Here is a 24,682-nt window from a genome sequence, read left to right on the forward strand (position 1 = left end):
CACTCCCGGTCGAGCAAGGGTTCGCGGGTGCCACAGCGCGTCCCCGGCTACGTGCCACGGCCGTCTCCAGGTTCACCGCGTCTGCCATCGCGAGTCCTCCGCCCTGCTTCAATGCAACGCTACGCACAACGCGCATAGAATGGCGTTTTCGCTCGCGTCCAACGCTTCACCCGTCCTGGAGATTTTCAATGGCTAAGCCCGCAAAGCGCGTTGCCGTCACCGGCGCCGCAGGTCAAATCGCTTACTCGCTGCTGTTCCGCATCGCGAACGGCGACCTGCTCGGCAAGGATCAGCCGGTCATCCTGCAACTGCTCGACCTCCCGCAAGCCCAAGGCGCCGTCAAGGGCGTCGTGATGGAACTCGACGACTGCGCGTTCCCGCTGCTCGCCGGCGTCGTGATCACCGACGATCCGAAGGTCGCATTCAAGGATGCAGACGTCGCGCTGCTGGTCGGTGCACGTCCGCGCTCGAAGGGCATGGAGCGCAAGGACCTGCTGTCGGCGAACGCCGAAATCTTCACGGTTCAGGGCGCCGCGCTGAACGAAGTCGCGAGCCGCGACGTGAAGGTGCTGGTCGTCGGCAACCCGGCGAACACGAACGCGTACATCGCGATGAAGTCGGCGCCGGATCTGCCGAAGAAGAACTTCACGGCCATGCTGCGCCTCGACCACAACCGCGCGCTGTCGCAGCTCGCCGCCAAGTCGGGCAAGCCGGTCGCGTCGATCGAGAAGCTCGCCGTGTGGGGCAACCACTCGCCGACGATGTACCCGGATTTCCGCTTCGCGACCGCCGAAGGCGAATCGCTGCTGAAGCTGATCAACGACGACGTGTGGAACCGCGACACGTTCATCCCGACCGTCGGCAAGCGCGGCGCGGCGATCATCGAAGCGCGCGGCCTGTCGTCGGCCGCATCGGCAGCCAACGCGGCGATCGACCACGTCCGTGACTGGGTGCTCGGCACGAACGGCAAGTGGGTCACGATGGGCATCCCGTCGGACGGCTCGTACGGCATCCCCGAAGACATCATCTACGGCGTGCCGGTCACCTGCGAAAACGGCGAATACAAGCGCGTCGAAGGCCTGGAAATCGACGCGTTCTCGCGCGAGAAGATGGACGGCACGCTGGCCGAGCTGCTCGAAGAGCGCGATGGCGTCGCCCACCTGCTGAAGAACTAAGCATCACGCATCGTGCCGGGCGGCCTTCGGGCCACCCGGCTTCGGTACGGGCCGGCATGCCGCCGGCCCTGCCGACCGATCCGATCCGTGCACGTTTTGCCGCCTCGCGCTGTGCCGCGCACCGGCCCAGAACCTGCCCGAATCCGATTTTCTCCCCGCTGACCCGCTTCCGTGACGTAGAAGAGATGGCCGCGCTCACTCCTGCACAAGTGCTGTACGACGGGGCGTCCCCGCCCGCGATCCTGCCCTGCTGCGATCACTACGCGGGCAGCGAGAAGCTGATGCGCAAGTCGCTCGCGCTGCAGGCCGAGCTGGGCCCCGTGTTCGACCTCACGCTCGACTGCGAGGACGGCGCGGCCGTCGGCCAGGAAGCCGCGCACGCGGCGCTCGTCGCCGATCTGCTCGGCAGCGCCGAGAACCGCTTCGGCCGCGTCGGCGTCCGCATCCACGACTTTTCCCACCCGCACTGGCGCGACGACGTGCGCATCGTGCTGCGCGCGTCGCGTGCACCCGCCTACATCACGCTGCCGAAGATCGCGAGCGCCGCCGACGCGGCCGAAATGACCGCGTTCATCGAAGGCACGCGCCGCGAGCTCGGCATCGCGCAGCCGATTCCGGCCGACGTGCTGGTCGAGACGCACGGCGCGCTCGCGCAGGCGGCCGCCCTCGCCGCGCTGCCGGCGGTCGGCACGCTGAGCTTCGGGCTGATGGATTTCGTCTCCGCGCATCACGGCGCGATTCCCGATTCCGCGATGCGCTCGCCCGGCCAGTTCGACCACCCGCTCGTGCGCCGCGCGAAGCTGGAGATCGCCGCGGCCTGTCACGCGCACGGCAAGACGCCGTCGCACAACGTGACGACCGAGGTGCGCGACATGAGCGTCGTCGCCGCCGATGCACGCCGCGCGCGCGACGAATTCGCGTTCACGCGGATGTGGAGCATCCACCCCGCGCAGATCCGCCCGATCGTCGACGCGTTCGCGCCGCGCACCGAAGAAGTCACGCTGGCCGCCGAGATCCTGCTGGCCGCGCAGGCCGCCGACTGGGGCCCGACGCGCCACGGCGATACGCTGCACGATCGCGCGAGTTATCGTTATTACTGGTCGGTGCTGCGCCGTGCGCGGGCCACCGGCCAGCCCGTACCGGCCGAGGCCGCGCCGCTGTTCGGGCCGGCCGCCGCGGGCGTCGCGCGGTGAGCGCGCGCCGCCTGTCGACACACGCGTTTCATGCATTCGCCGTTTCGCCCGCCGGACAGACGTTTGCGAAACGACAAAAAACGTAACGGAGCCCGAAAACCTGATATACGCGCGGCCAAATAGGTGAAAATAGCGGCCGCTGCGCGCTTTCGGGGCGCGTGCAGTTTCAACCCGGCCGGCCGTTTCGATTGCCGGCCCTTGTCAACTGATTATCGAAAGGTTCTGACTCCATGAAGAAACTCCTGATCGCTACCGCCATCGGCGCCTTGTCCGCCACGATGCTGGTGTCGGCTCCGAGCGCGTTTGCCCAGGGTACGGCCACCACGACCGCGAAGAAGGCCACGGCCAAGCGCCCGGCGCCGGCCAAGCGCATCATCCCGCGCAGCAAGAAGGCGCAGGCGCGCGCAGCGGCCAAGGTCGATCCGGTACCGGACGGCGCGGTCAAGTGGTCCTGTAAGGAAGGTCTGTCGTTCGACCTCGCCGGCGACATGAAGCGCGACCAGGTCGTCACGGTTCACTGGGCGAAGAAGAACTACAAGCTGCCGCGTCAGGCCACGACGACGGGCGCCGACACGTTCTACGATCCGGCAGCCGGCTTCAAGCTGGTCGTGATCCCGACCAAGGCGATGCTGTTCTCGGACGCGAACGGCGGCGAGCGCCTTGCGGACGAGTGCGTGACGCCGGAAATGGCACAAGGCGGCGCAGCGCCGACGCAGGCGAACGAGCTGAAGCCGGCCACGAACTAAGCGCGCGTTTTTCCGCTCCCGGCCCCTCGTGTCCGCCCCGGTCTCCAACGTCCGCCCCGCGCCGGATTCGGTACTCGTCGACATCGTCGACTACGTGCTGAACACCGGCATCGACAGCGCGCTCGCGCTGGAGACGGCGCGTCATTGCCTGATCGACACGCTCGGATGCGGACTCGAGGCGCTGTCCTACCCTGCCTGCACCAAGCTGCTCGGCCCCGTCGTGCCCGGCACGATCGTGCCGAACGGCGCGAAGGTGCCCGGCACGTCCTTCCAGCTCGATCCCGTCCAGGCCGCGTTCGGCATCGGCGCGATGATCCGCTGGCTGGACTTCAACGACACCTGGCTCGCCGCCGAATGGGGTCATCCGTCCGACAACCTCGGCGGGATCCTGGCGACGGCCGACTGGCTCTCCCGCACGGCCCGCGCGGCCGGCTGCCAGCCGCTCGCGATGCGCGACGTGCTGGTCGCGATGATCCAGGCCCACGAGATCCAGGGCTGCCTCGCCCTCGAGAATTCGTTCAACGCGGTCGGGCTCGACCATGTGCTGCTCGTGAAGGTCGCGTCAACGGCCGTCGTCGGGCGCCTCCTCGGGCTCACGCGCGACGAGCTGATCAATGCGGTCTCCAATGCGTTCGTCGACGGCCACGCGCTGCGGACCTACCGCCATGCGCCGAACACCGGTTCGCGCAAATCCTGGGCGGCCGGCGACGCGACGTCGCGCGCGGTGCGCCTCGCGCTGATCGCGAAAACGGGTGAAATGGGCTACCTGTCGGCACTCACCGCAAAAACCTGGGGCTTCTACGACGTGCTGTTCGACGGCAAGCCGTTCCGCTTCCAGCGCCCGTACGGCACGTACGTGATGGAAAACGTGCTGTTCAAGATCGCGTTCCCCGCCGAATTCCATGCGCAGACGGCCGCCGAGGCCGCGCTGCAGCTGCACGCGCAGCTCGCCGCGGCGGGCCGCACGACCGACGACATCGGCCGGATCACGATCCGCACGCACGCGGCCGCGATCCGCATCATCGACAAGCAGGGCCCGCTCGCCAATCCGGCCGACCGCGACCACTGCATCCAGTACATGGTCGCCGTGCCGCTGCTGTTCGGCCGGCTGACCGCGGCCGACTACGAAGACGCGGCCGCCGCGGACCCACGCATCGACGCGCTGCGCGCGAAAACCGTGTGCGTCGAGGATCCGCAGTTCACGAAGGATTATCACGATCCGGACAAGCGATCGATCGCGAATGCGCTGACGATCGAGTTCACGGACGGATCGAAGCTTGCCGAAGTGGCGGTCGAGTACCCGCTCGGCCATCGGCGGCGCCGTGCGGACGGCATCCCGCTGCTGGTCGACAAATTCCGGACCAACCTCGCCCGCCGTTTCCCGGCCAAGCAGCAACAAGCGATTCTCGACGTGTCGCTGGACCAGGCAAAGCTCGAAGCGATGCCGGTCGATGAGTACGTCGATCTGTACGTGATATAGCCGTCATTTACAGGACACGTAGTTTCCTAGCCTTAAACCCAGGAAAATCACCATGGCCCACAATCTCCACAAGACCCTCAAGGAATTCGACAGCGGTTCCGGCAAAGGCAAGTTCTACTCGCTGCCGCAGCTCGGCAAGGAACTGAAGACGAAGATCGAACGCCTGCCGGTGTCGATCCGCATCGTGCTCGAGTCCGTGCTGCGCAACTACGACGGCAAGAAGATCACCGAGGAGCACATCGAGCAGCTCGCGAACTGGAAACCGACCGCGAAGCGCGTCGACGAGATTCCGTTCGTCGTGTCGCGCGTCGTGCTGCAGGATTTCACGGGCGTGCCGCTGCTCGCCGACATCGCGGCCATGCGCGGCGTCGCCGAGCGCACGGGCAAGAACCCGAAGAAGATCGAGCCGCTGGTCCCGGTCGATCTCGTCGTCGACCACTCGGTCCAGATCGACTACTTCCGCCAGAAGGACGCGCTCGACCTGAACATGAAGCTGGAATTCCAGCGCAACAACGAGCGCTACCAGTTCATGAAGTGGGGCATGCAGGCGTTCGACACGTTCAAGGTCGTGCCGCCGGGCGTGGGCATCGTCCACCAGGTGAACCTCGAGTATCTGGCGCGCGGCGTCCACAAGAAGGCGGACGGCAGCGACACCGTGTACTACCCGGACACGCTCGTCGGCACGGACAGCCACACGACGATGATCAACGGCATCGGCGTGGTCGGCTGGGGCGTGGGCGGCATCGAGGCGGAAGCCGGCATGCTCGGCCAGCCGGTGTACTTCCTGACGCCGGACGTCGTCGGCGTCGAGCTGAAGGGCAAGCTGCGCGAAGGCGTGACGGCCACCGACCTGGTGCTGACGATCACCGAAATGCTGCGCAAGGAAAAGGTCGTCGGCAAGTTCGTCGAATTCTTCGGCGAAGGCACGCGCTCGCTGTCGCTGCCGGACCGCGCGACGATCGGCAACATGGCGCCGGAATACGGCGCGACGATGGGCTTCTTCCCGGTCGACGAAAAGACGATCGACTACTTCGAAGGCACGGGCCGCACGAAGGCCGAAATCGCCGCGTTCGAAAACTACTTCAAGGCGCAGAACCTGTTCGGCATCCCGAAGGCCGGCGACATCGACTACACGAAGACGGTGACGCTCGACCTCGCGACGGTCGCGCCGTCGCTGGCTGGCCCGAAGCGCCCGCAGGACCGCATCGAGATCGGCCACGTCAAGTCGACGTTCACCGACCTGTTCTCGAAGCCGGTTGCGGAGAACGGCTTCGCGAAGAAGGCGGACGACCTGAACACGCAGTACACGACGAGCAACGGCGTCGACGTGAAGAACGGCGACGTGCTGATCGCCGCGATCACGTCGTGCACGAACACGTCGAACCCGAGCGTGCTGCTGGCCGCCGGCCTGCTCGCGAAGAAGGCGGTCGAGGCCGGCCTCACGGTCGATCCGAAGATCAAGACCTCGCTCGCGCCGGGATCGCGCATCGTCACCGAATACCTGACGAAGACGGGCCTGCTGCCCTACCTGTCGAAGCTCGGCTTCGAAGTCGCGGCCTACGGCTGCACGACCTGTATCGGCAACGCGGGCGACCTGACGCCGGAACTGAACGAAGCGATCACGAAGAACGACATCGTCGCGGCGGCCGTGCTGTCGGGCAACCGTAACTTCGAAGCGCGTATCCACCCGAACATCCGCGCGAACTTCCTCGCGTCGCCGCCGCTCGTCGTCGCGTACGCGATCGCCGGCAACATCACGCGCGACCTGATGACCGAGCCGGTCGGCAAGGGCAAGGGCGGCCGCGACATCTACCTCGGCGACATCTGGCCGACGAGCGAAGAAATCCACGCGCTGCTCAAGTTCGCGCTCGATCCGAAGAAGTTCGAGGACAACTACTCGAAGCTGACCAAGAAGGGCGACCTCTGGAGCAAGATCGAAGGCGAATCGGGCGAGGTCTACGACTGGCCGAAGTCGACCTACATCGCGGAGCCGCCGTTCTTCGGCAACGACTTCTCGATGGAGCCGGCCGCATCGATCCCGACGGTCCAGGGCGCACGCGCACTGGGCATCTTCGGTGATTCGGTGACGACCGACCACATCAGCCCGGCAGGCTCGATCAAGGAAGACTCGCCGGCCGGCAAGTGGCTGAAGGAAAACGGCGTGCAGAAGGCCGACTTCAACAGCTACGGCTCGCGTCGCGGCAACCACGACGTGATGATGCGCGGCACGTTCGCGAACGTCCGGATCAAGAACCTGATGATCCCGGCGAAGGCGGACGGCACGCGCGTCGAAGGCGGCCTGACGATCCACCAGCCGAGCGGCGAACAGCAGTCGATCTACGACGCAGCGATGCAATACGTCGCCGCCGGCACGCCGACCGTCGTGTTCGCGGGCGAAGAGTACGGCACGGGCTCGTCGCGCGACTGGGCCGCGAAGGGCACGCAACTGCTCGGCGTGAAGGCCGTGATCGCACGCAGCTTCGAGCGCATCCACCGCTCGAACCTGGTCGGCATGGGCGTGCTGCCGCTGCAGTTCAAGGGCGCGGACAGCGTTCAGTCGCTCGGCATCACCGGTGAAGAGACGTACGACATCGAAGGCCTCGGCGACGACTTCAAGCCGCAGCAGGACGTCACGCTCGTGATCCATCGCAAGAACGGCGAAACGCAGCGCGTGCCGGTGCTGCTGCGCATCGATACGCCGATCGAAGTCGACTACTACAAGCACGGCGGGATCCTGCCGTTCGTGCTGCGCTCGCTGCTCGCAGCGTAAGCGCGCGGCTTTTGCAGGTGCCGCAGCCGCCTCGCGGGCGGTTGCGGCCGATTTGGATGCCCGACCTCGTGTCGGGCTTTTTTTGCCTGCTGCTCGGTTGGCGCGCGGCGTAGCGCCGACCGCACGGCGGCGCCCCGCTTTCGCCGAACGTCACCGGCCGGCATCCGGCCCGCGCGTCACGCCGCCTTGCTGCTTCGTACCTTCGCGCCCGCGGAGGAACCCGATCGCGCGTTCTTCTTCAGATGCGTTCGGTTGTATTCGATCGCCGCACGCACGAGGTGCTTCAACGCCCGCTTGTCGATCTTGTCGCCTTCGAAGAAATCGATCGCGCGCCGCGCATTGCCTTCGAGGCCGTCGTTGAACAGCTGGTCGGGATCGGGCAGTTTCGCGCCGTGCATGAAGGTCAGCTTCACCTTGCCCTTGTGCGCATTCGCGACCGCGATCATCCCGTCGCACGACCACACGGGGCTGCCCATCCATTTCCATTCCTCGACGATGCCATCGGCCGCCGCAAGAATCGTCTGGCGGAGTTCGGCGAACGTCTTGCCGCGCCAGTCGACGATGCCGGCGATCAGCGCGTCGATGCGCTCGGACGGTTGCAACTCCGTTGCACTCATGCGCGGGCCTCCGTTTGTGCGTCGGGGCGCGACAGCACCTGTTCGAGCGACTCGAAGAACCGCACCCAGCCGTGCTGCGCACCGCGGTACGCCTGCTCCTGATCCGCGCGAAAGCCGACCTGCTCCATGCGCAGGTGCGTGCCGGCCGGCGTCGGCGTGAGCGTCCACGTGACGACGCTTTCGAGGCCGTGGGCCGCCCACGTATAGGACAGCGCGCGGTGCGGCTCGATCGTGAGGACCGTGCAGTCGACCGAGCCCCAGTCCGCGCGGAAACTGAACGCACGGCCCGCGACGGGCTCGAAGTCGCTCTTCATCAGCCACGCCTCGATCAGGTGCGGTTGCGTGAGCGCGCGCCAGATCTTCTCCGGCGGATGCGGCAGCTCCCGGTCGACGACGACGGAGCGCGTTTCGGTAGTGGCTTGGTTCATTACTGATCCATCCTTTTGAGCAGATCTTCGAGGGCATCGAACCGGCGCTGCCAGAAGCCTGCCATCTGGCTCGTCCAGTCGATCAACGGGGCCAGCGCCTGCGGCTGCGCGCTGTAGTGCGTCTGCCGGCCTTCGTGACGGTCGTTCACGAGCCCGGCCTGCTTCAGTACGCCGAGATGCTTCGACACGGCCGGCTGCGACACGCCCGCCTCGGCGGTCAGCGCGGCAACCGTCAGCTCACCCTCCGCGCAGAGCCGCTCGAAAAGCGCGCGGCGCGTGGGATCGGCAAGCGTCCTGAAAAGCGTGTCCTGAGCGTTTTCCATATCGTCCAAAATCCATAACCCGATGGTTATGGATTGAAGGATATCCACTGATCGGCGCGCGTCAAGGCGGGATTTCGCGAACGACGACGCTCGATCGTGCGCGACGGGTGCGTGCGTCGCACCACCGCACGCCGACGCCGAATTCGAGCTTTCCCTCTAATCCGCGATGGCGGCGCGCGATCCGAAAGCGGCCTGCAAGACTGGCCGATACGCTGTTCCACAGTTCGGGAAACGTCCGGGGTCGGCCTGCCCCGTTCTTGTGCCTGCACGAAGCCGTTCCTGACGAGTCGCTTCCAATGACCACATAGTGCGATACGGCGCACGGCCATTGACACGCAAACGTCATGCATCCACGCGGCGCTCCCTTCCACGCCCGCGCACATTCCGATGCTGCAACGAACGACAGGTGCGTGCGAACGTCGCGCGCCGACAATCCGTCGTGCGGCGAACCGGTTCCGCCCACCGGCCTCGCCATCGCCAGCGCGTACGACGCCGCGCGCACACTCATGCGCCCCGTTGTCAGAACTGACAGCTATGGAAAATGGCAGCTACCCGAACCGCACCGACGCCCTACGCTCGTCACCGCTCGCGGCCCCACAAGGGCCGGGGGTTCCAGTAACGTCGCCTCTCCTAAAAAAGGACTCCCGATGAATAGGAACGCCTGGTTTGCCCTTCCCCTTCCGTCGCCCCGCCGCCTGGCGTGCGTGGCACCGCTCGTGTTCGCCGCCGCAACGGCGCACGCGGCGACGGATTGGGTCGATACTCATACGAAGGCCTTTCTGACCGGCCCGCAGTTGATGGCGCGCAGTGCGGCGCCGTCGCTCGAACTGGCGGCCGGCGAAACGACCCACGTCGTCGTCAGCCTGAAGCTGCGCAACGCCGCGCAGCTCAAGCAACTGGCGCGCGACGTGAACCGGCCCGGCAGCGCGCATTACCGCCAGTACCTGACGCACGAGCAGTTCCTCGCGAACTACGCGCCGACCGATGCGCAGGTGCAGTCGGTCGTCGACTATCTGCACAAGAGCGGCTTCACGAATGTCGAAGTCGCGCCGAACCGGCTGCTGGTCTCCGCCAGCGGCACGGCCGGCACGGTGAAGGCCGCGTTCAACACGTCGCTCGTGCACTTCGAGTACGCGGGCCGCTCGGGCTTCGCCAACACGTCGACCGCGCAGGTGCCGCGTGCGCTCGGCGACGTCGTCGGCTCGGTGCTCGGGCTGCAAAGTGTCGCGCACGCACGGCCGATGCTGCGCATCGGCAACGTGGCGAAGCCGCAGGCGCTCGCGGCCGGCACGGCGACGGGCCACTATCCGAAGGAATTCCCGGGCCTCTACAACGCGACCGGCGTGCCGACCGCAGCCGGCGTGACCGTCGGCATCATCACGATCGGCGGCGTGTCGCAGACGCTGCAGGACCTGAAGCAGTTCACGTCGAGCAACGGCTACGGCACGGTCTCGACGCAGACCGTCAAGACCAACGGCACCGGCGGCAGCTACAGCGATGACCAGGACGGCCAGGGCGAATGGGATCTCGACAGCCAGTCGATCGTCGGCTCGGCCGGCGGCCAGGTCGGCAAGCTCGTGTTCTACATGGCGGACCTGAACGCCGCCGGCAACACGGGCCTCACGCAGGCATTCAACCGCGCGGTCTCGGACAACACCGCGAAGGTGATCAACGTGTCGCTCGGCTGGTGCGAAACCGATGCGGACGCGGACGGCACGCTCGACGCCGAGGAGCAGATCTTCACGACGGCAGCCGCGCAAGGCCAGACGTTCTCGGTATCGTCGGGCGACGAAGGCGTGTACGAGTGCAACAACCGCGGCTATCCGGACGGCTCGAACTACACGGTGTCGTGGCCGGCTTCGTCGCCGCACGTGCTCGCGATCGGCGGCACGACGCTCTACACGACGTCGTCCGGCGCGTTCTCGAACGAGACGGTGTGGAACGAAGGGCTCGATTCGAACGGCAAGCTGTGGGCGACCGGCGGCGGCGTCAGCACGATCCTGCCCGCGCCGTCGTGGCAGTCGGGCAGCAATCGCCGGTTGCCGGACGTCGCGTTCGATGCCGCGCAAAGCACGGGCGCGTACATCTACAACTACGGCCAGTTGCAGCAGATCGGCGGCACGAGCCTCGCCGCACCGATCTTCACGGGCTTCTGGGCACGCCTGCTCGCGGCGAACGGCACGGGCCTCGGCTTCCCGGCCGGCAACTTCTATGCGGACATTCCGTCGCATCCGTCGCTCGTGCGCTATGACGTCGTGTCGGGCAACAACGGCTATCAGGGGTATGGCTACAAGGCCGGCACCGGTTGGGATCTGACGACCGGCTTCGGCAGCCTGAACATCGCGAACCTCAACCAGCTGATCAAGTCGGGCGGGTTCTGAGCGATGCATGAAGACCGGCGCGCGGCGATGGCTTGCCGCGCGCCGGTTGTGACCGTCCCGCGCGCTACTCCGTCGCCGGCGCCTTCACGGACTCCTTAACGGGCTCCGAAACGACCGGCGCGCCGGCCCGATGCGACGGCGCGAACAGCCGCAGCCCGCTCGCAACGCTCGCCGCGCCCGCGAAACCCGCACCGAGCATCAACGCAAGCGTCGGCCCGTGACGGCCCGCGATCCCGAACGACAGCGCCACCAGCGCCGCGCCGGTCGCCTGACCGATCAGCCGCGCGGTCGCGATGATCCCGCTCGCGCCGCCGCTGCGTTCGGGCGGCGCGCTCGACATCAGCGCCTTCAGGTTCGGCGACTGGAAGAAGCCGAAGCCCGCGCCGCACAGCATCATCCGCCAGCCGATGTCGACGGCGCCCGGCGACACCGGCAGCGCGGCGAGCGACACCATCCCCGCACTCAGCAATGCAAGCCCGATCGCGCCGAGCAGCCCGGGCGGATATCGATCCGACAGCCGCCCCGCGATCGGCGCGGCGAGCGCGACGATCGCCGACCACGGCGTCATCAGGAAGCCCGTCTCGACCGCGTTGCGATGCAGGACGGTTTCGAAATAGAACGGCAGCGACACGAACGCGAGCCCCTGCGCGGCGAACGCGCATACGGCGGTCAGCGCCGACAGCGTGAACACGGGCCGGCGAAACAGGTCGACCGGCAGCATCGGCGCGGGGTGCCCGGCCTGGCGGCGGATCAGCAGCCAGCCGAACGCGAACGCCACCGCGGCCGCCGCCAACACGACCGAGAGCGGCCCGCGCTGCGCGAATTCGCCGAGCGCGAAGATCAGCGACGCGAACGTGATCACGTTGAACAGCGCGGCAACCGGATCGAACACGTGCTTGCCGCGCGCCGTCCGCGGCAGCGACGGGATCGCCACCGCGAGCGCGAACACGCCGAGCGGCACGTTCACCGCGAACAGCCACGGCCACGCGGCCACCGACAGGATCAGCGACGCGATCGTCGGCCCCACCGCGAACGACACGCCGACGACGAGCGCGTTGAAGCCGACGCCGCGCCCGAGCCGGTGCGCCGGGAACAGGCCGCGGATCAGCGCGACGTTGACGCTCATGATCGCGCTCGCGCCGAAGCCCTGCACGATGCGCGCGGCCGTCAGCATCGGCAGCGTCGACGCGAGCGAACAGCCGAGCGACGCCAGCGTGAACACCGCCAGCCCGGCGACGTATACGCGCTTGTGGCCGACGATGTCGCCGAGCGACGCGAACGGCAGCAGCGTCGCGACCATCGCGAGCTGGTAGGCGTTGATGATCCACACGGACGCGGCCGGCGACGCATGCAGGTCGGCGGCGATGGCGGGCAGCGCGGTGTTCGCGATCGCGGTGTCGAGCGTCGCGAGCGCGACGGCCAGCAGCACGGCGGACATCGCGCGCCAGTTGACAGCCGGCTCGTGCGCGCCGGCGGAGGAAGCGAATTCAGACAAGATGGGCTCGGCTGACGAGCGACGCGCGGCGTCGCGGATTGAGCAGCGCGGCGCCGGATCTCCGTGCAGCAGCACGGGAATGCGCGGCACCGCGAGCCGTATTGTTGCAGAGCCGCACCGAACGTGCAGGCGGGCGCGTCGCCAGTCAGCGAAACGAAAGCTTCGGCATGCCGCGTCGGATGCGCGGCACCGATGAAGACGCAACGATCGGCGGCCTCGCGGCCTGCCGGACGGCGCGCGGCCGGGCGCCGCTATTTACGACACCGCACGCCGCGCATTGCGGCCGCGCAGCCATTCGAGCGCGAGCAGCAGGCTCGTCGAGAAAATGATCAGGATCGTTGCGAGCGCAGCGATCGTCGGGCTGATGTTCTCGCGAATTCCGGTGAACATCTGGCGCGGCAGCGTCGTCTGATCGGCGCCCGCGAGAAACAGCGTGACGACCACTTCGTCGAACGACGTCGCGAACGCGAACAGCGCGCCCGACATCACGCCCGGCGCGATCACCGGCAGCGTCACGCGGAAAAACGTCGTGACCGGGTTCGCGCCGAGCGACAGGCTCGCGCGCACCAGGTTCTGGTTGAAGCCCTGCAGCGTCGCGGCCACCGTCGTCACGACGAACGGCACGCCGAGCGCCGCATGCGCGGCGATCAGCCCCGTGTAGGTATTCGCGAGCCCGAGCGGCGCGAAGAACAGGTACATGCCGACGCCGACCACGACGACGGGCACGATCATCGGCGACAGCAGCACGGCCATCAGCAGCCCCTTGCCGCGGAAGTCGGCCTTCGTCAGGCCGATGGCCGCGAGCGTGCCGAGCACGGTCGCGACGACGGTCGCCGACGGCGCGACGATGAAGCTGTTCTTCGCGGCCATCCGCCACTCGTCGGACGCGATCAGGTTCTCGTACCAGCGCGTCGAGAAACCCGGAATCGGATAGACGAGGAACGTGCTCGACGAGAACGACAGCGGCACGATCGCGAGCACCGGCAGGATCAGGTACAGCAGCGTCAGCACGACGAGCACGCGCAACGCGACGTACCACGCGCGCTCGACGAACGACATGTGCGGCGCGAACAGCGGCCTGGCGAGTTTCATGGTCGGCATCCCCTTCCCGTTTCCCTGTGCCCGGCGCTCAGCCGAGGCTCACGTTGGTGCGCGTGAAGCGCCCGTATACCGCGTACAGCACGAGCGTCGCCGCGAGCAGCAGCCCGCCGAGCGCACACGCCATGCCCCAGTTGATCGTCACGTTCGTGAAGTACGCGACGTAGTAGCTGACCATCTGGTCGTTCGGCCCGCCGAGCAGCGCGGGCGTGATGTAGTAGCCGATCGCGAGGATGAACACGAGCAGCGCGCCCGCGCCGACGCCCGGATAGGTCTGCGGCACGTACACGCGCCAGAACGCGGCGAACGGATGACTGCCGAGCGACACGGCCGCGCGCTGGTAGGTCGGCGGGATCGACTTCATCACGCTGTAGAGCGGCAGGATCATGAACGGCAGCAGGATGTGCGTCATCGAGATGTACACGCCGACGCGGTTGAACAGCAGCGTCAGCGGATGGGAGATCAGCCCGCTGCCGATCAGCGCCGTGTTGATGAGCCCTTCACTCTGCAGCAGCACGATCCACGCGGCGACGCGCACGAGCACCGAGGTCCAGAACGGAATCAGCACAAGGATCATCACCAGGTTCGCGCGCCGTTCCGACAGCGTCGAGATCCAGTATGCGAGCGGATAGCCGAGCAGCAGCGCGAACAGCGTGACCGCGATGCCGATCACGAACGTGCGGCCGAAGATCGCGAGGTAGATCGACTGGTCGGGATCGGCCTGCACGATGTGGCCGAAGCCGTCCTGCTTGTGATCGAGCGCGGCGAGCAGGTAGAACGGCGACACCTGGCTGCCGTTCTTCGCGATCGCCTGCCAGTACGCGACGTCGCCCCAGCGCGCATCGAGATCGATCAATTTCGCGCGGGTCTGCGCGGGCGTCAGCGCCGCGTCGCCCGCGTTACCGTCGCCCTTCAGCGGCATCGCGCGCGCCGTCTTCGCGACGAGCGAGCGATAGCCGGGAATCTCGGTGTTCAGGCGCCGCGCGAGCGCGCCCATCGCCTCGCTGTCGGCCACCTTCGTCATGTCGGCCGCGAGCGCGACATACGCGGCATCCGCCGGCGGCGTCTTGCGGTCCCAGCCCGACAGCGCGGCGACCGTGTTCGGCAACGCGGTCGCGATCTCCGGGTTCTGCACCGCGCGCGTGAGCAGCGTGCCGATCGGCACGACGAAAATCAGCAGCAGGAAAATCGCGAGCGGCGCGACCAGCAGCAGCGCCATCGTGCGCTTGCGGGCCTCGGCGGCCTTCAGCTCGCGCTTGAGCGCGGCAGTCGACGGCGAGGAAGGCGCGATCGTCATCGTATTCAAAGGTTCTCTCCGGCCGGGCACGTTCCGGCGGAATGCCGCGCGACGCGATCGACGCGTCGCGCGGCCGGTTGCATCACGACACCCGTGAGGATGCCTGACCGCTTACTTCGTTGCCCACGCGGCGAAGCGCTGTTCGAGCTCGTCGCTGTGGTCGGTCCAGAAGCCGATGTCCTCCAGTACCGCGTTCTTGCCGTTGGCCGGCGAGTTCGGCAGGTTCGCGAGCGTCTTCGCGTCGAGCGACTTGATCGCGGCGACGTTCGCCGGGCCGTACGCGATGTGCTGCGCATAGGCCTGCTGCGGCTTCGGCGTCAGCGAATACGCGATGTACTGCTCGGCCAGCGCCTTGTTCGGCGAGCCCTTCGGAATCGCCCAGTAGTCGAGGTCGTAGATGCTGCCGTTCCACACGACCTTCAGGTTCTTGCCTTCCTTCTGCGCGGCGTCGATGCGGCCGTTGTACGCGGTCGACATCACGACGTCGCCGGCGACGAGGAACTGCGGCGGCTGCGCGCCCGCTTCCCACCACTGGATGTACGGCTTCAGTTCGTCAAGCTTCTTGAACGCGCGATCCTGGCCGGCCTTCGTGCCGAGCACCTTGTAAACGTCCTTCGTCGCGACGCCGTCGGCCATCAGCGCGAATTCGAGGTTGTAGCGTGCACCCTTGCGCATCCCGCGCTTGCCGGGGAATTTCTTCACGTTCCAGAAATCGGCCCAGCCGGTCGGCGCCGATTTCAGCTTGTCCGCGTTGTACGACAGCGCGGTCGACCACACGAAGAAGCCGACGCCGCACACCTGCGGCGATTCCGGAATCAGGTCGGATTTCTTCGCGATCTTCGACCAGTCGAGCTTCTCGTACAGCCCTTCGTCGCAGCCGCGGTTCAGGTCGCCCGATTCGACTTCGACCACGTCCCAGTTGACGTGCTTCGCCTCGACCATCGCCTTCACCTTCGCCTGCTCGCCGTTGTATTCGACGGCCGTGACCTTGTTGCCGGTCGCCTTCTCGAACGGCTGGTTGAACGCGGCCTTCTGCGCGTCGCCGTTCGCGCCGCCGAAGTTGACGACCGTGAGTTCGGCAGCGGCGGCCGATGCGCCGAACGCGACCAGTGCCAGCGCGAGCGCCGTGCGGCGCGCGGTAAAGCTTGCTCGTTTCATGATGGTTCCTCTCCTCTCGTGGTGGAAGTGGGCTTTGTTGTTGACGACGTGCTGCGGAAAACCGGGTGAACCATGCTCACGCGAACACGCGCAGGTGTTCGGGCGAGAACGCAAGCGAAACGGGTGCGCCGGGCGAGAACGCGTCGAGCGCGCCGGTGCCGAGCGGCACCTTCACGAAACATTCGTCCTGGCCCGGCACGGCGCAGCGCATGCGCACGTGATCGCCGAAATAGATCAGGCTGCGCGCCTCGCCGCTCACGCAATTGGCGGCGGCGCCGTTCGCGCCATTCGCGCCGTGCGCGGCCAGGCTCATGCGCTCGGGGCGGATGCACGCGACGGCCGATGCGCCCTCGGCGGCTTCGCCGATATGGCGGCCGACGAGCTTCGTGCCGTCGTCGAGCCGGAATTCGCAGAATTCGCCGTCGACGCGCGCGATGGTGCCGCGCAGCCGGTTGCTGTCGCCGATGAAGTTCGCGACGAATTCGTTGCACGGCGATTCGTACAGGCGGTCGACGGTGTCGAGCTGCTGCACGATGCCCTTGTCGAAGACGGCGACGCGATCGGACATCGTCAGCGCCTCGCCCTGGTCGTGCGTCACGTACACGAAAGTCACCCCGAGCTTTTCGTGCAGCGCCTTCAGTTCGTACTGCATGTGTTCGCGCAACTGCTTGTCGAGCGCGCCGAGCGGCTCGTCCATCAGCACCAGCTTCGGCTCGAACACGAGCGCACGGGCCAGCGCGATGCGCTGCTGCTGGCCGCCCGACAGTTGCGCCGGATAGCGTTTCGCGAAGCGCTCCATCTGCACCATCTTCAGCGCGTGCGCGACGCGCTCCGCGCGCTCGGCGGCCGGCAGCTTGCGCACCGTCAGCGGATACCCGACGTTCTGCTCGACCGTCAGGTGCGGAAACAGCGCGTAATTCTGGAACACCATGCCGATGTTGCGCTTGTGCGGCGGCACGCTGTTCAGCAGTTCGCCGTCGAGGCGGATCTCGCCGCCGGTCGGGAATTCGAAGCCGGCCAGCATCATCAGGCAGGTCGTCTTCCCCGAGCCGGACGGCCCGAGCAGCGTCAGGAATTCCCCGCGGTGGATGTCGAGGTCGAGCGATTTGACGACGAGCGTCTCGCCGTCGTAGGTCTTCCGCACGCCGCGAAAGCTGACGATCACATCATCGGACTTCATCGTGGCTGTCCCCTTGCTGCGCAGCAAAACGTTTTTGAGATGGACCCACTATACGGCCCGCACGGTTCTATACTAGGGAACCATTTCAATATTCCTAGTAGGACCACTTTGGATACCGTGATCCTCGCCGACTGGCTGTCCGCCCGTCTGGACCGCAGCTCGCCCGAACCGATGTACCGGCAACTGCTGCAACTGATGCAGCAGGCCATCCTGACCGGGGAATTGGGGCCGGGCGCAAAGCTGCCGAGTTCGCGCACGCTCGCCGGCGACCTGTCGATCGCGCGCAATACCGTGCTGCACGTGTACGACCAGCTGACGGCCGAAGGCTACGTGCTGACGACGACCGGCAGCGGCACCTACGTGGCCGACACGCGGCCGGACGCCGCCGCGATCCGCGTGCCGGGCGCCGCGCCGCCGCCGTCGGCCGCCGACGAACTGCCGCCGCCCGACGCGCAGGCCAGCCTGTCGATGCGCGGGCGGCAACTGATCGAGCACGCGGGCGTGTCGCGGCGCCAGTGGGGGGCGTTCATGCCGGGCGTGCCGGACGTGTCGGAATTCCCGAGCCGCACGTGGAGCCGCCTGCAGGCGCGGCTGTGGAAGGAGGCCAATCCGGAGCTGCTGACCTATGCGCCGGGCGGCGGCTACCGGCCGCTGCGGCGCGCGCTCGCCGATTACCTGCGCGTCGCGCGTTCGGTCAAATGCTCGCCGGACCAGGTGATCATCACGACCGGTATCCATCAGTCGATCGATCTCGCGGTGCGGCTGCTGTCCGACATCGGCGATCGCGCGTGGGTCGAGGAACCGTGCTACTGGGGCGTGCGCAGCGTGCTGCAGGCGGCCGGCCTCACGCTCGCGCCGGTGCCGGTCGACCAGGAAGGGCTCGATCCGCGCGCGAGCGACATGCAGCATCCGCCGCGGCTCGTGCTCGTCACGCCGTCGCACCAGTACCCGCTCGGGATGGTGATGAGCCTCGCGCGGCGCCGCATGCTGCTCGAATATGCGCGCCAGCACCGCTGCTGGATCATCGAGGACGACTACGACAGCGAATTCCGCTACGGCAGCCGCCCGCTCGCGTCGCTGCAGGGGCTCGACGACGGCGGCCGCGTGATCTACGTCGGCAGTCTCGGCAAGATGCTGTTTCCAGGACTGCGGATGGGCTACATGGTCGTGCCCGAGCATCTGGTCGACACCTTCCGCACCGGGCTGTCGGAGCTGTATCGGGAAGGCCAGCTGATGCAGCAGGCCGTGCTCGCCGAATTCATCATGGACGGCCACCTCACTTCGCACGTCAGACGAATGCGCACGCTGTACGGCGAGCGCCGGCAATTGATGATCGACGCGATCCGCGCGCGCTTCGGCGACGCGCTGCCGGTGATGGGCGACGAGGCCGGCCTGCATCTGGTGCTCGGCCTGCCCGACGCGTGCGACGATCGCGCGGTCACGCAGAGCGCATTCGACGCGGGCGTGATCGTGCGCCCGCTCACCAGCTACTACAGCAACCTCGACACCGCGCGGCAGGGTTTGCTGCTCGGCTATGCCTGCGTCGCGCACGAAGGCATCCGGCCCGCGTTCGACACGCTCGCCGACACCATCGAGCAACATCTGCCGCGGAACATCACGCGCGCGGCGTGAGGCCCGCCACGCGCGGCGTCGCCCGGGTCAATGCGCGCTGCCCGCGCCGCGATCGAGCGATGCCGCGCGCACGGCTTCGCCGGGCTTCGTGAACACACGCTGCCGCAATGCGGCGATCTGTGCGTCGCGATCCTGTGGCGACAGGCCGGCCGATTCGATCTGCGCACGCTGCGCCGCATAATCCGCGTAACGGCTCTGCCACGATGCATCGTCCTGCTGCATCTGCGCGACGCGCGCGGCGGCCTCGGGGCCGAGCGTCTGCGTCAGTTGCGCGCGCATCGCGTCGGGCGTCGCGCCGCTCTTCTGCAATTGCGCGATCTGGTCGATCGCGGCGCGCTGTTGGTCCATCCGCTGCTGCGCGGCGCGTTCGTCGGCCGGCATTTGCTGCTCGAGCGCCGCGAGCCGCTCGGCCTTCTGCGCGTCGGTCAATGAGCGATCGTGAGTGATCTTCAATCGTGCAAGGTCATAGCGCTGGCGCCACTGCTCCGCGCCGAAAAACGGCCGGCTCCAGTCGCCGAGCGTGCGGTACGCGATCGACGCGCGCTGGTCGAGCGCGAGCTGCAATGCGCCCAGGTCGGACTTGTCGACCGCGCCGGCGTCGCTCAATTTGGCGAGCGCATCGAGATACGCGCGATACCGGTGCCACACGTCGAGCGCCTCGGCTTGCGCGACCGTGCCGTCGAGCTGCGCGGCGATCTCGCGTACGACGAACGCATCGAGCGCGGCCGCGCTCAGGTCGCTCTGCGCGGTCAGGCAATAGTCGAAGAAATCGCGCACCGCGCGCGACTTCGCGAGATGGCCGCCGGCATCGAGCGGCAAGCGCGGCGCGCTGGAACCGGCGAGCGACGTCGGCAGCCCCGCACTCGCCGGCACCGCGGGCTGCGGTGCGGCGGCCGCCACGCCGCGCATCGCCGCCGCATCCGGCGCGTCCCCCGCGGCGCCCGCGCCGCGATGCGATCCCGCACCGCTCCAGATCGCGACGCCGGCAATCGCCGCCAGCCCCACGACACCATAGATCGCAGCGCGCCGCGCCAGCGGCGCGCGCCCTTCCCGTGCCGCCATCGATCACACGCCCGCGAGTTTCAACCGGTTCGCATGCGTGCGGATCACCGCGACCGGATCTTCCGCATACGCGCCGCGCACGCCGAGCAGCTGGTTGATCTCGTCGAGATGGTTCCACTTGTAGCTCGTGCTCAGCACCTTGCCGTACAGCGCGCTGCACTTCGACACGAGCCCGTCGTTCTGGCCCGACGCGCGGTTGATCATCACCGTGCCCGTGCCGTACAGCGCGAGCGTCGACAGGTCGAGCGCGTTCGCCGGGTCGATCACCGGAATCGTGCTCGTGTCCGTCGCGCCCGTCACGCCGAGCACGGAAAGCGTCGGCTGGATCGCCGTGCCGGCCCACGAATACAGCAGGTGCGTGTTGCCGCCGACGGTTTCCGTCGGCGCGCCGGTCTGGCAGCTTCCGGGGGTGCCGAGGCCCGCGCTCGGATAGTTCTGGTTGTAGGTGGCGGCCTGCGCGGTCGTCAGCGTCTTCAGTGCGGCGAGGGCGTCCTGGTTCGTGTTGTGGCTGCTGCTCGTCAGGATCCCGAACACATTGACGAAGGCGGCGATCACCGTCGACGACAACCCGGTCGGATCGTACGCGAGCACGCCCTGGACGAAGTCGGCGAATTCGGAGCCGCGATGCGGTGTGCCGATCGTCGTCACCGACGCGACGAGATCGGGCGCGACGGACGCGACATAGCGCGACGTCAGCCCGCCCTGGCTGTGGCCGACGAGGTTCACCTTGGTCGCGCCGGTCGCGGCGAGCACCGTCTTCACGTAGGCGAGCAGTTGTTCGCCGCGCCCGTTCGGGCCGTCGTCGCTCTGGAAGCCCGACAGGTTCGCGACGTAGACGGTCGCGCCATGCTGCTGCAGGTCTTCCTGGATGCCGTACCAGTACTCGAGTACGCCCGCGTACTTGTCGGTGCCGGTCAGCCCGTGCACGAGAATGATCGGATAGCGCGTCGCCGCATAGTTGTCGGCGGGCGCGGTGGCCGCCATCGCCGCGTGCGTCGTCGCGAGCGTCATCAGCGCGGTCGTCCCCGCGAACGGCGCGACGCTCATCGCGCATGCCACTGCCCCTGCCATTACCCTGGAACGCATCGATCTGGCCATGCATGTCTCCCGATTATTGTGCAGCCGGCGCGAATGACACCGGATCGACACGCACGCCGCATCGTGCACACGGCGGGTGTCGAAGCGGGAGTGAAGCACGACTCTCGAACGTTTGCGCCCCGACTAGACACGGTTCTCTAATCGGTTGACGCGCGCCGCCCGTTCGGGCGGTGCGGCGCTCAGGCATGCGGATGCTGCGACGCACACGCGCGTTGCGGGCTACAGCTTCGCACTCACGCGCACCCATGCGGTACGCCCCGGCTCCATGACCGGCGCGTTCGCCGGATAGCCGAAACCCGCGTTGCCGGCGAGGTTCAAATGCTCGGTGTAGGCCTTGTTCAGTACGTTGTCGACCCCGACCGAGATCTGCACGGTCTTGCTGACGTTGTACTGCGTATGCAGCGACAGCACGCCGAATCCGGCGCTCGGGCCGAAGTCCTTGCCGACCACGTTGCCCTCGTTCAGCGCGTAGCGATGCTGCGGCGCAACGATGCGCCACAGGCCGCCCGCCGACCATGCGCCGCGCGTGTATTCGAGCCCGATGCGCGCTTCCAGCGGCGGCATCTGCGGCAGCGGATCGCCGCTCGCCACGTTGCGCCCCCACGCATACGCGAGCGAGGTCTCGACGCGCAGCGGCGCGACCGGCCGCCACGACACGCCGGCTTCGCCGCCCATGATCTGCGCGTTGACGTTGGTTGCCTGCGTGGTCGGGCCCATCATGCCGGCCGCATAGTTGAACAGGATGAAGTCCTGGACGTAGCCCGCGTACGCCGACACCCATGCATCGAACCGGTCGCTCTTGTATTGCGCGCCGATATCGAGCTGCGTGGTCTTCTCCGGCTGCACCGCCGAAAACGCATTGACCGAACCGGCCGGCCCGCGCGTCGCGGAAAACAGTTCCCAGTAGTCCGGATAACGCTCCGCGTGGCCGATCCCCGCGTACCACGTGACGGGTAGCGACGCGAGATCGCGCTCATAGCGCACGAAGCCGCTCGGCAGCACCTTCGTCCGATCGTCGTCGAAAGTCGGGTTCGGCTTGCTCGTCATCATCCCGCTCTTCATCGCGCGCTTGTCGCGTGCGCTCGCATAGTCGATGCGTGCGCCGCCGATCACGCGCGATACGTCGCTCGCATACCACGTCAGCTCGCCGAACACGCCCGCGTTCCACATGGTCGCCTGCGCATCCCACGGCTGGTCGCGGTAGTTCTGCTGCCCCATCGACGAACGCGAATCGAGCCGGTTCGATTGCGCATCGACGCCCGTGACGAGCTTGACGTCGTCGCCGAAGCGCAACGTCGCGGCCGCACGCGCGCCGACCGTGCGGCGCCGCACGTCCGCGGCCATCCGCATCGGCATGCTGCTCGTCGGGTCGGGCTGCCGCAACGTGTAGTTGTCCATCACGTGATCGGCTTCGTTGTAGTACACGCGCGCCTCGATCCGGTCGAGCACGTCGCCGAGATGGCGCTTGTCGAACGACAGGCCGAACGTCTCGCGGCGGAAATGCGCGCCGTCCATCCCGCGGCCCGCATAACGCGCATAGCCATCGCCGGTGCCGGCGGTCAGCTCGACGCGCGTATGGTCGTCGGGCGTCCAGCCGAGCGCCGCATCGGCGTTCCATTTGTCCCACTGCGACGGCACGGTGTTGCCGTTGCCGTCCCTGTAGTCCTGCGAATGCGCGTGGTTCGCGGTGACGCGACCATAGACGTCCGGCGTGCCGGCCGTCAGGTCGACGTTCTGGTCGTTGCGGCCGAACGACCCGCCGACGAGGCTGCCGTCGAAGCGCATGCCGGGGCGCTCGAAACGCGGCGTCACGCGCTCGAACAGCACGGTGCCGGCCGACGCACCCGGACCGTACAGCACGGTCTGCGGCCCCTTCACGACGGTGACCTTGTCATAGCTTTCCGGCGCGATGTACGACGTCGGCGCATCCATCCGGTTCGGGCACGCGCCGAGCGTCGGCATCCCGTTCGCGAGGATGTTCAGCCGCGAGCCGAACATCCCGCGCAGCACGGGGTCGCCGTTCGTGCCGCCGCTGCGGATCGACGTGAAGCCGGGAATCGTCTTCAGGTAATCGGCGCCGTCGCTGGCGGGCAGCGGCTGGCGCGGCGCCTTCGGATCGGTGACGACGACGAGCGGCGTCGACAGCGGCGACGCGACGACTTCGACGGGCGGCAACAGCGTGGCGGCGGCGTCCGTCGGCGCACCGGCAGCATGCGTGGTGTCGGCCGCGGCCGCGCTCGCGACCAGCGCGCCGACAGCCAGCGCGGGAACGGTAAGTTTCAGCATCCGCGGCAAAGGCCGCGCACAGGCATTGCGTGGCGCCCGCGGCGCACGCAACTGGAAATTGGTCATGATCGAAAGCCCGAGTGACGCCCTCCACGCGGCCTCGACGGGCCGCACGGATATCGGCGGTAATAAGAACGGAAAGAAACGCGTCAGGCGCGCTCGGGCGGTGCGCGCGGATAGGCGCGCGGATAGCGGTCGCCGCGCGCCGCGACGGCGGGCGACGCGACGGCGGAAACGGAAACGACGGGAATGGAGCCGAGCAACGCGGCGGCAGGCGCGCCGATGGCCGGGCTATGCGCGAAGAAGCCGCAGTAGCCGCACGCGTCGAGATGCAACGCATGATCGTGCGTGCCGCGCGCATCGGCCGCACGATGCGCGCCATGCTCGGTACTGCAGACGATCGCCTCGGGCGCGGCCGCCTGCGCGATACGCCACTGCGACACCAGCGGCGCCGCGATCGCGATCCAGATCGCGAGCAGGCCGAGCCAGGCAGTCAGTTGACGATGTCGGTGCAGCATGTACGGCAACGCGTAAGCGGAATGTAAAAGCAGCCGAGATGTTACAGAATGTTCAACGCGATGACCAGTGCGGACGGCGGTAAACGAACCGGGGGCACATGGTTGTCAACACAACCATGTGCCCCCGCATGCTGCGCGCGCCGGTAGCGCGACGATCAGGGCGCCATGCGCCGCAGCACGTCATCGCGCCGGATGAAATGATGGTAGAGCGCGGCCAGCGCATGCAGGCCGATCACGAAATAGAACGTGTTGCCGATCAGCTCGTGCGCCTCCTTGATCGTCGGCCGCAGCGCCTTGTCGGGGCCGAACAGCGTGAACGACACGCCGAGCCAGTCGAGCGACACCGGCTTGCCGCCCATGTTGACCATCATGATGCCGAGCAGCGGCTGCGCGATGATGAACACGTAAAGCGCGAAATGCGCGAGCTTCGACAGCCAGCGCAGCAGCGTCGCCTGGGCAATGGCTTCCGGCACGCGGCTGACGACGCGCCACAGCACGCGCAGCACCGACAGCACGAGGACGAACGTACCGGCCGTCAGATGCACGTTCATCCAGAACGCCCGGCTGTCGCTGCCCTTCGGTCCGCGGATCTCGATGGCCAGGTAGGCCAGCGCGACCAGCAGGAAGATGGCCCAGTGGAAGAAGATCGCGGGCGAGCTGTAGCGCGTCTGTTTCGCGAGGATGTTTCTCATGCTTCGTCTCGTGTTGTATTCGGGGAGGGGCGCCAGCGGCAACCGGCCGGTGC

The 24,682-nt window shown here is 67.5% G+C and carries 20 protein-coding genes; 7 read left to right on the plus strand and 13 right to left on the minus strand.

Annotated elements, in window-relative coordinates:
* Window positions 1–188 precede the first annotated feature (188 nt).
* The 5 genes from HWX14_RS15330 (at window position 189) to acnA (ending at window position 7,364) form a co-directional block, all read left to right on the plus strand.
* Window positions 189–1,175 carry a malate dehydrogenase gene (locus HWX14_RS15330; protein WP_006479357.1) on the plus strand — a complete coding sequence of 329 codons (987 nt, stop codon included), beginning with the start codon at window positions 189–191 and terminating at the stop codon, window positions 1,173–1,175.
* A 185-nt stretch (window positions 1,176–1,360) separates the two neighbouring features.
* Window positions 1,361–2,368 (plus strand): aldolase/citrate lyase family protein, encoded by a 1,008-nt coding sequence (locus HWX14_RS15335; RefSeq protein WP_175883471.1) that lies wholly within the window; start codon window positions 1,361–1,363, stop codon window positions 2,366–2,368.
* A 230-nt stretch (window positions 2,369–2,598) separates the two neighbouring features.
* Window positions 2,599–3,114 (plus strand): hypothetical protein, encoded by a 516-nt coding sequence (locus tag HWX14_RS15340; RefSeq protein ID WP_175883472.1) that lies wholly within the window; start codon window positions 2,599–2,601, stop codon window positions 3,112–3,114.
* 28 nt (window positions 3,115–3,142) lie between these two features.
* Complete coding sequence (locus HWX14_RS15345; protein WP_175883473.1) at window positions 3,143–4,594, plus strand: bifunctional 2-methylcitrate dehydratase/aconitate hydratase; 1,452 nt, start codon at window positions 3,143–3,145, stop codon at window positions 4,592–4,594.
* 52 nt (window positions 4,595–4,646) lie between these two features.
* Window positions 4,647–7,364, plus strand: coding sequence for an aconitate hydratase AcnA (gene acnA / locus HWX14_RS15350; protein WP_175883474.1), 2,718 nt, complete (start codon window positions 4,647–4,649; stop codon window positions 7,362–7,364).
* A gap of 176 nt (window positions 7,365–7,540) precedes the next feature.
* Here the strand turns inward: acnA and HWX14_RS15355 are convergent, their stop codons facing one another.
* From HWX14_RS15355 to HWX14_RS15365, 3 genes are read right to left on the minus strand one after another with little or no spacing between them, the layout of a single operon-like run.
* Complete coding sequence (locus tag HWX14_RS15355; protein WP_175883475.1) at window positions 7,541–7,981, minus strand: DUF1801 domain-containing protein; 441 nt, start codon at window positions 7,979–7,981, stop codon at window positions 7,541–7,543.
* Complete coding sequence (locus HWX14_RS15360; protein ID WP_175883476.1) at window positions 7,978–8,409, minus strand: SRPBCC domain-containing protein; 432 nt, start codon at window positions 8,407–8,409, stop codon at window positions 7,978–7,980. Before HWX14_RS15360 ends, HWX14_RS15355 begins: the two co-directional genes overlap by 4 nt.
* Complete coding sequence (locus tag HWX14_RS15365) at window positions 8,409–8,732, minus strand: metalloregulator ArsR/SmtB family transcription factor (RefSeq protein WP_175883601.1); 324 nt, start codon at window positions 8,730–8,732, stop codon at window positions 8,409–8,411. Before HWX14_RS15365 ends, HWX14_RS15360 begins: the two co-directional genes overlap by 1 nt.
* Before the next feature lie 647 nt (window positions 8,733–9,379).
* Here HWX14_RS15365 and HWX14_RS15370 point away from each other — a divergent pair.
* A complete protein-coding gene (locus tag HWX14_RS15370) occupies window positions 9,380–11,113 on the plus strand; it encodes a S53 family peptidase (protein ID WP_175883477.1) in 1,734 nt (577 codons plus the stop codon).
* 64 nt (window positions 11,114–11,177) lie between these two features.
* On the opposite strand, the gene HWX14_RS15375 is transcribed toward HWX14_RS15370, so the two are convergent.
* The 5 genes from HWX14_RS15375 to HWX14_RS15395 all read right to left on the minus strand — a co-directional run bounded on the left by HWX14_RS15375 (window position 11,178) and on the right by HWX14_RS15395 (window position 17,341).
* Window positions 11,178–12,608, minus strand: a complete 1,431-nt coding sequence (locus HWX14_RS15375; protein ID WP_175883478.1) for an MFS transporter — start codon at window positions 12,606–12,608, stop codon at window positions 11,178–11,180.
* Between the two features lie 255 nt (window positions 12,609–12,863).
* On the minus strand, window positions 12,864–13,700 hold the full coding sequence (locus tag HWX14_RS15380; protein ID WP_040141016.1) for an ABC transporter permease: 837 nt from the start codon (window positions 13,698–13,700) through the stop codon (window positions 12,864–12,866).
* Between the two features lie 37 nt (window positions 13,701–13,737).
* Window positions 13,738–15,003: an ABC transporter permease gene (locus HWX14_RS15385; RefSeq protein WP_175883602.1), complete on the minus strand. Its 1,266-nt coding sequence runs from the start codon at window positions 15,001–15,003 to the stop codon at window positions 13,738–13,740.
* Window positions 15,004–15,114: 111 nt separating this feature from the next.
* Complete coding sequence (locus HWX14_RS15390; protein ID WP_175883479.1) at window positions 15,115–16,161, minus strand: ABC transporter substrate-binding protein; 1,047 nt, start codon at window positions 16,159–16,161, stop codon at window positions 15,115–15,117.
* Window positions 16,162–16,237: 76 nt separating this feature from the next.
* Window positions 16,238–17,341 carry an ABC transporter ATP-binding protein gene (locus tag HWX14_RS15395; protein WP_175883480.1) on the minus strand — a complete coding sequence of 368 codons (1,104 nt, stop codon included), beginning with the start codon at window positions 17,339–17,341 and terminating at the stop codon, window positions 16,238–16,240.
* 108 nt (window positions 17,342–17,449) lie between these two features.
* Between HWX14_RS15395 and HWX14_RS15400 the strand changes: the two genes are divergently transcribed.
* Window positions 17,450–18,973, plus strand: a complete 1,524-nt coding sequence (locus HWX14_RS15400) for a PLP-dependent aminotransferase family protein (protein WP_175883481.1) — start codon at window positions 17,450–17,452, stop codon at window positions 18,971–18,973.
* A gap of 27 nt (window positions 18,974–19,000) precedes the next feature.
* Here HWX14_RS15400 and HWX14_RS15405 read toward each other — a convergent pair whose 3' ends face one another.
* The 5 genes from HWX14_RS15405 to HWX14_RS15425 all read right to left on the minus strand — a co-directional run bounded on the left by HWX14_RS15405 (window position 19,001) and on the right by HWX14_RS15425 (window position 24,629).
* Entirely contained in the window at window positions 19,001–20,035 is a 1,035-nt protein-coding gene (locus HWX14_RS15405; RefSeq protein WP_175883482.1) for a lipase secretion chaperone, read from the minus strand.
* Between the two features lie 3 nt (window positions 20,036–20,038).
* Window positions 20,039–21,133, minus strand: coding sequence for a triacylglycerol lipase (locus HWX14_RS15410; RefSeq protein ID WP_175883483.1), 1,095 nt, complete (start codon window positions 21,131–21,133; stop codon window positions 20,039–20,041).
* Window positions 21,134–21,352: 219 nt separating this feature from the next.
* On the minus strand, window positions 21,353–23,485 hold the full coding sequence (locus tag HWX14_RS15415; RefSeq protein WP_175883484.1) for a TonB-dependent copper receptor: 2,133 nt from the start codon (window positions 23,483–23,485) through the stop codon (window positions 21,353–21,355).
* Window positions 23,486–23,568: 83 nt separating this feature from the next.
* The gene (locus HWX14_RS15420) at window positions 23,569–23,937 is read right to left on the minus strand and encodes a DUF2946 domain-containing protein (protein WP_175883485.1); all 369 of its coding nucleotides are present in this window, start codon (window positions 23,935–23,937) and stop codon (window positions 23,569–23,571) included.
* A 155-nt stretch (window positions 23,938–24,092) separates the two neighbouring features.
* On the minus strand, window positions 24,093–24,629 hold the full coding sequence (locus tag HWX14_RS15425; RefSeq protein ID WP_175883486.1) for a cytochrome b: 537 nt from the start codon (window positions 24,627–24,629) through the stop codon (window positions 24,093–24,095).
* Window positions 24,630–24,682 lie beyond the last annotated feature (53 nt).

Origin of the sequence: Burkholderia sp. BCC0044 (genome assembly GCF_902832955.1) — a bacterium.
In the GTDB taxonomy this organism is placed as follows: Bacteria; Pseudomonadota; Gammaproteobacteria; order Burkholderiales; family Burkholderiaceae; genus Burkholderia.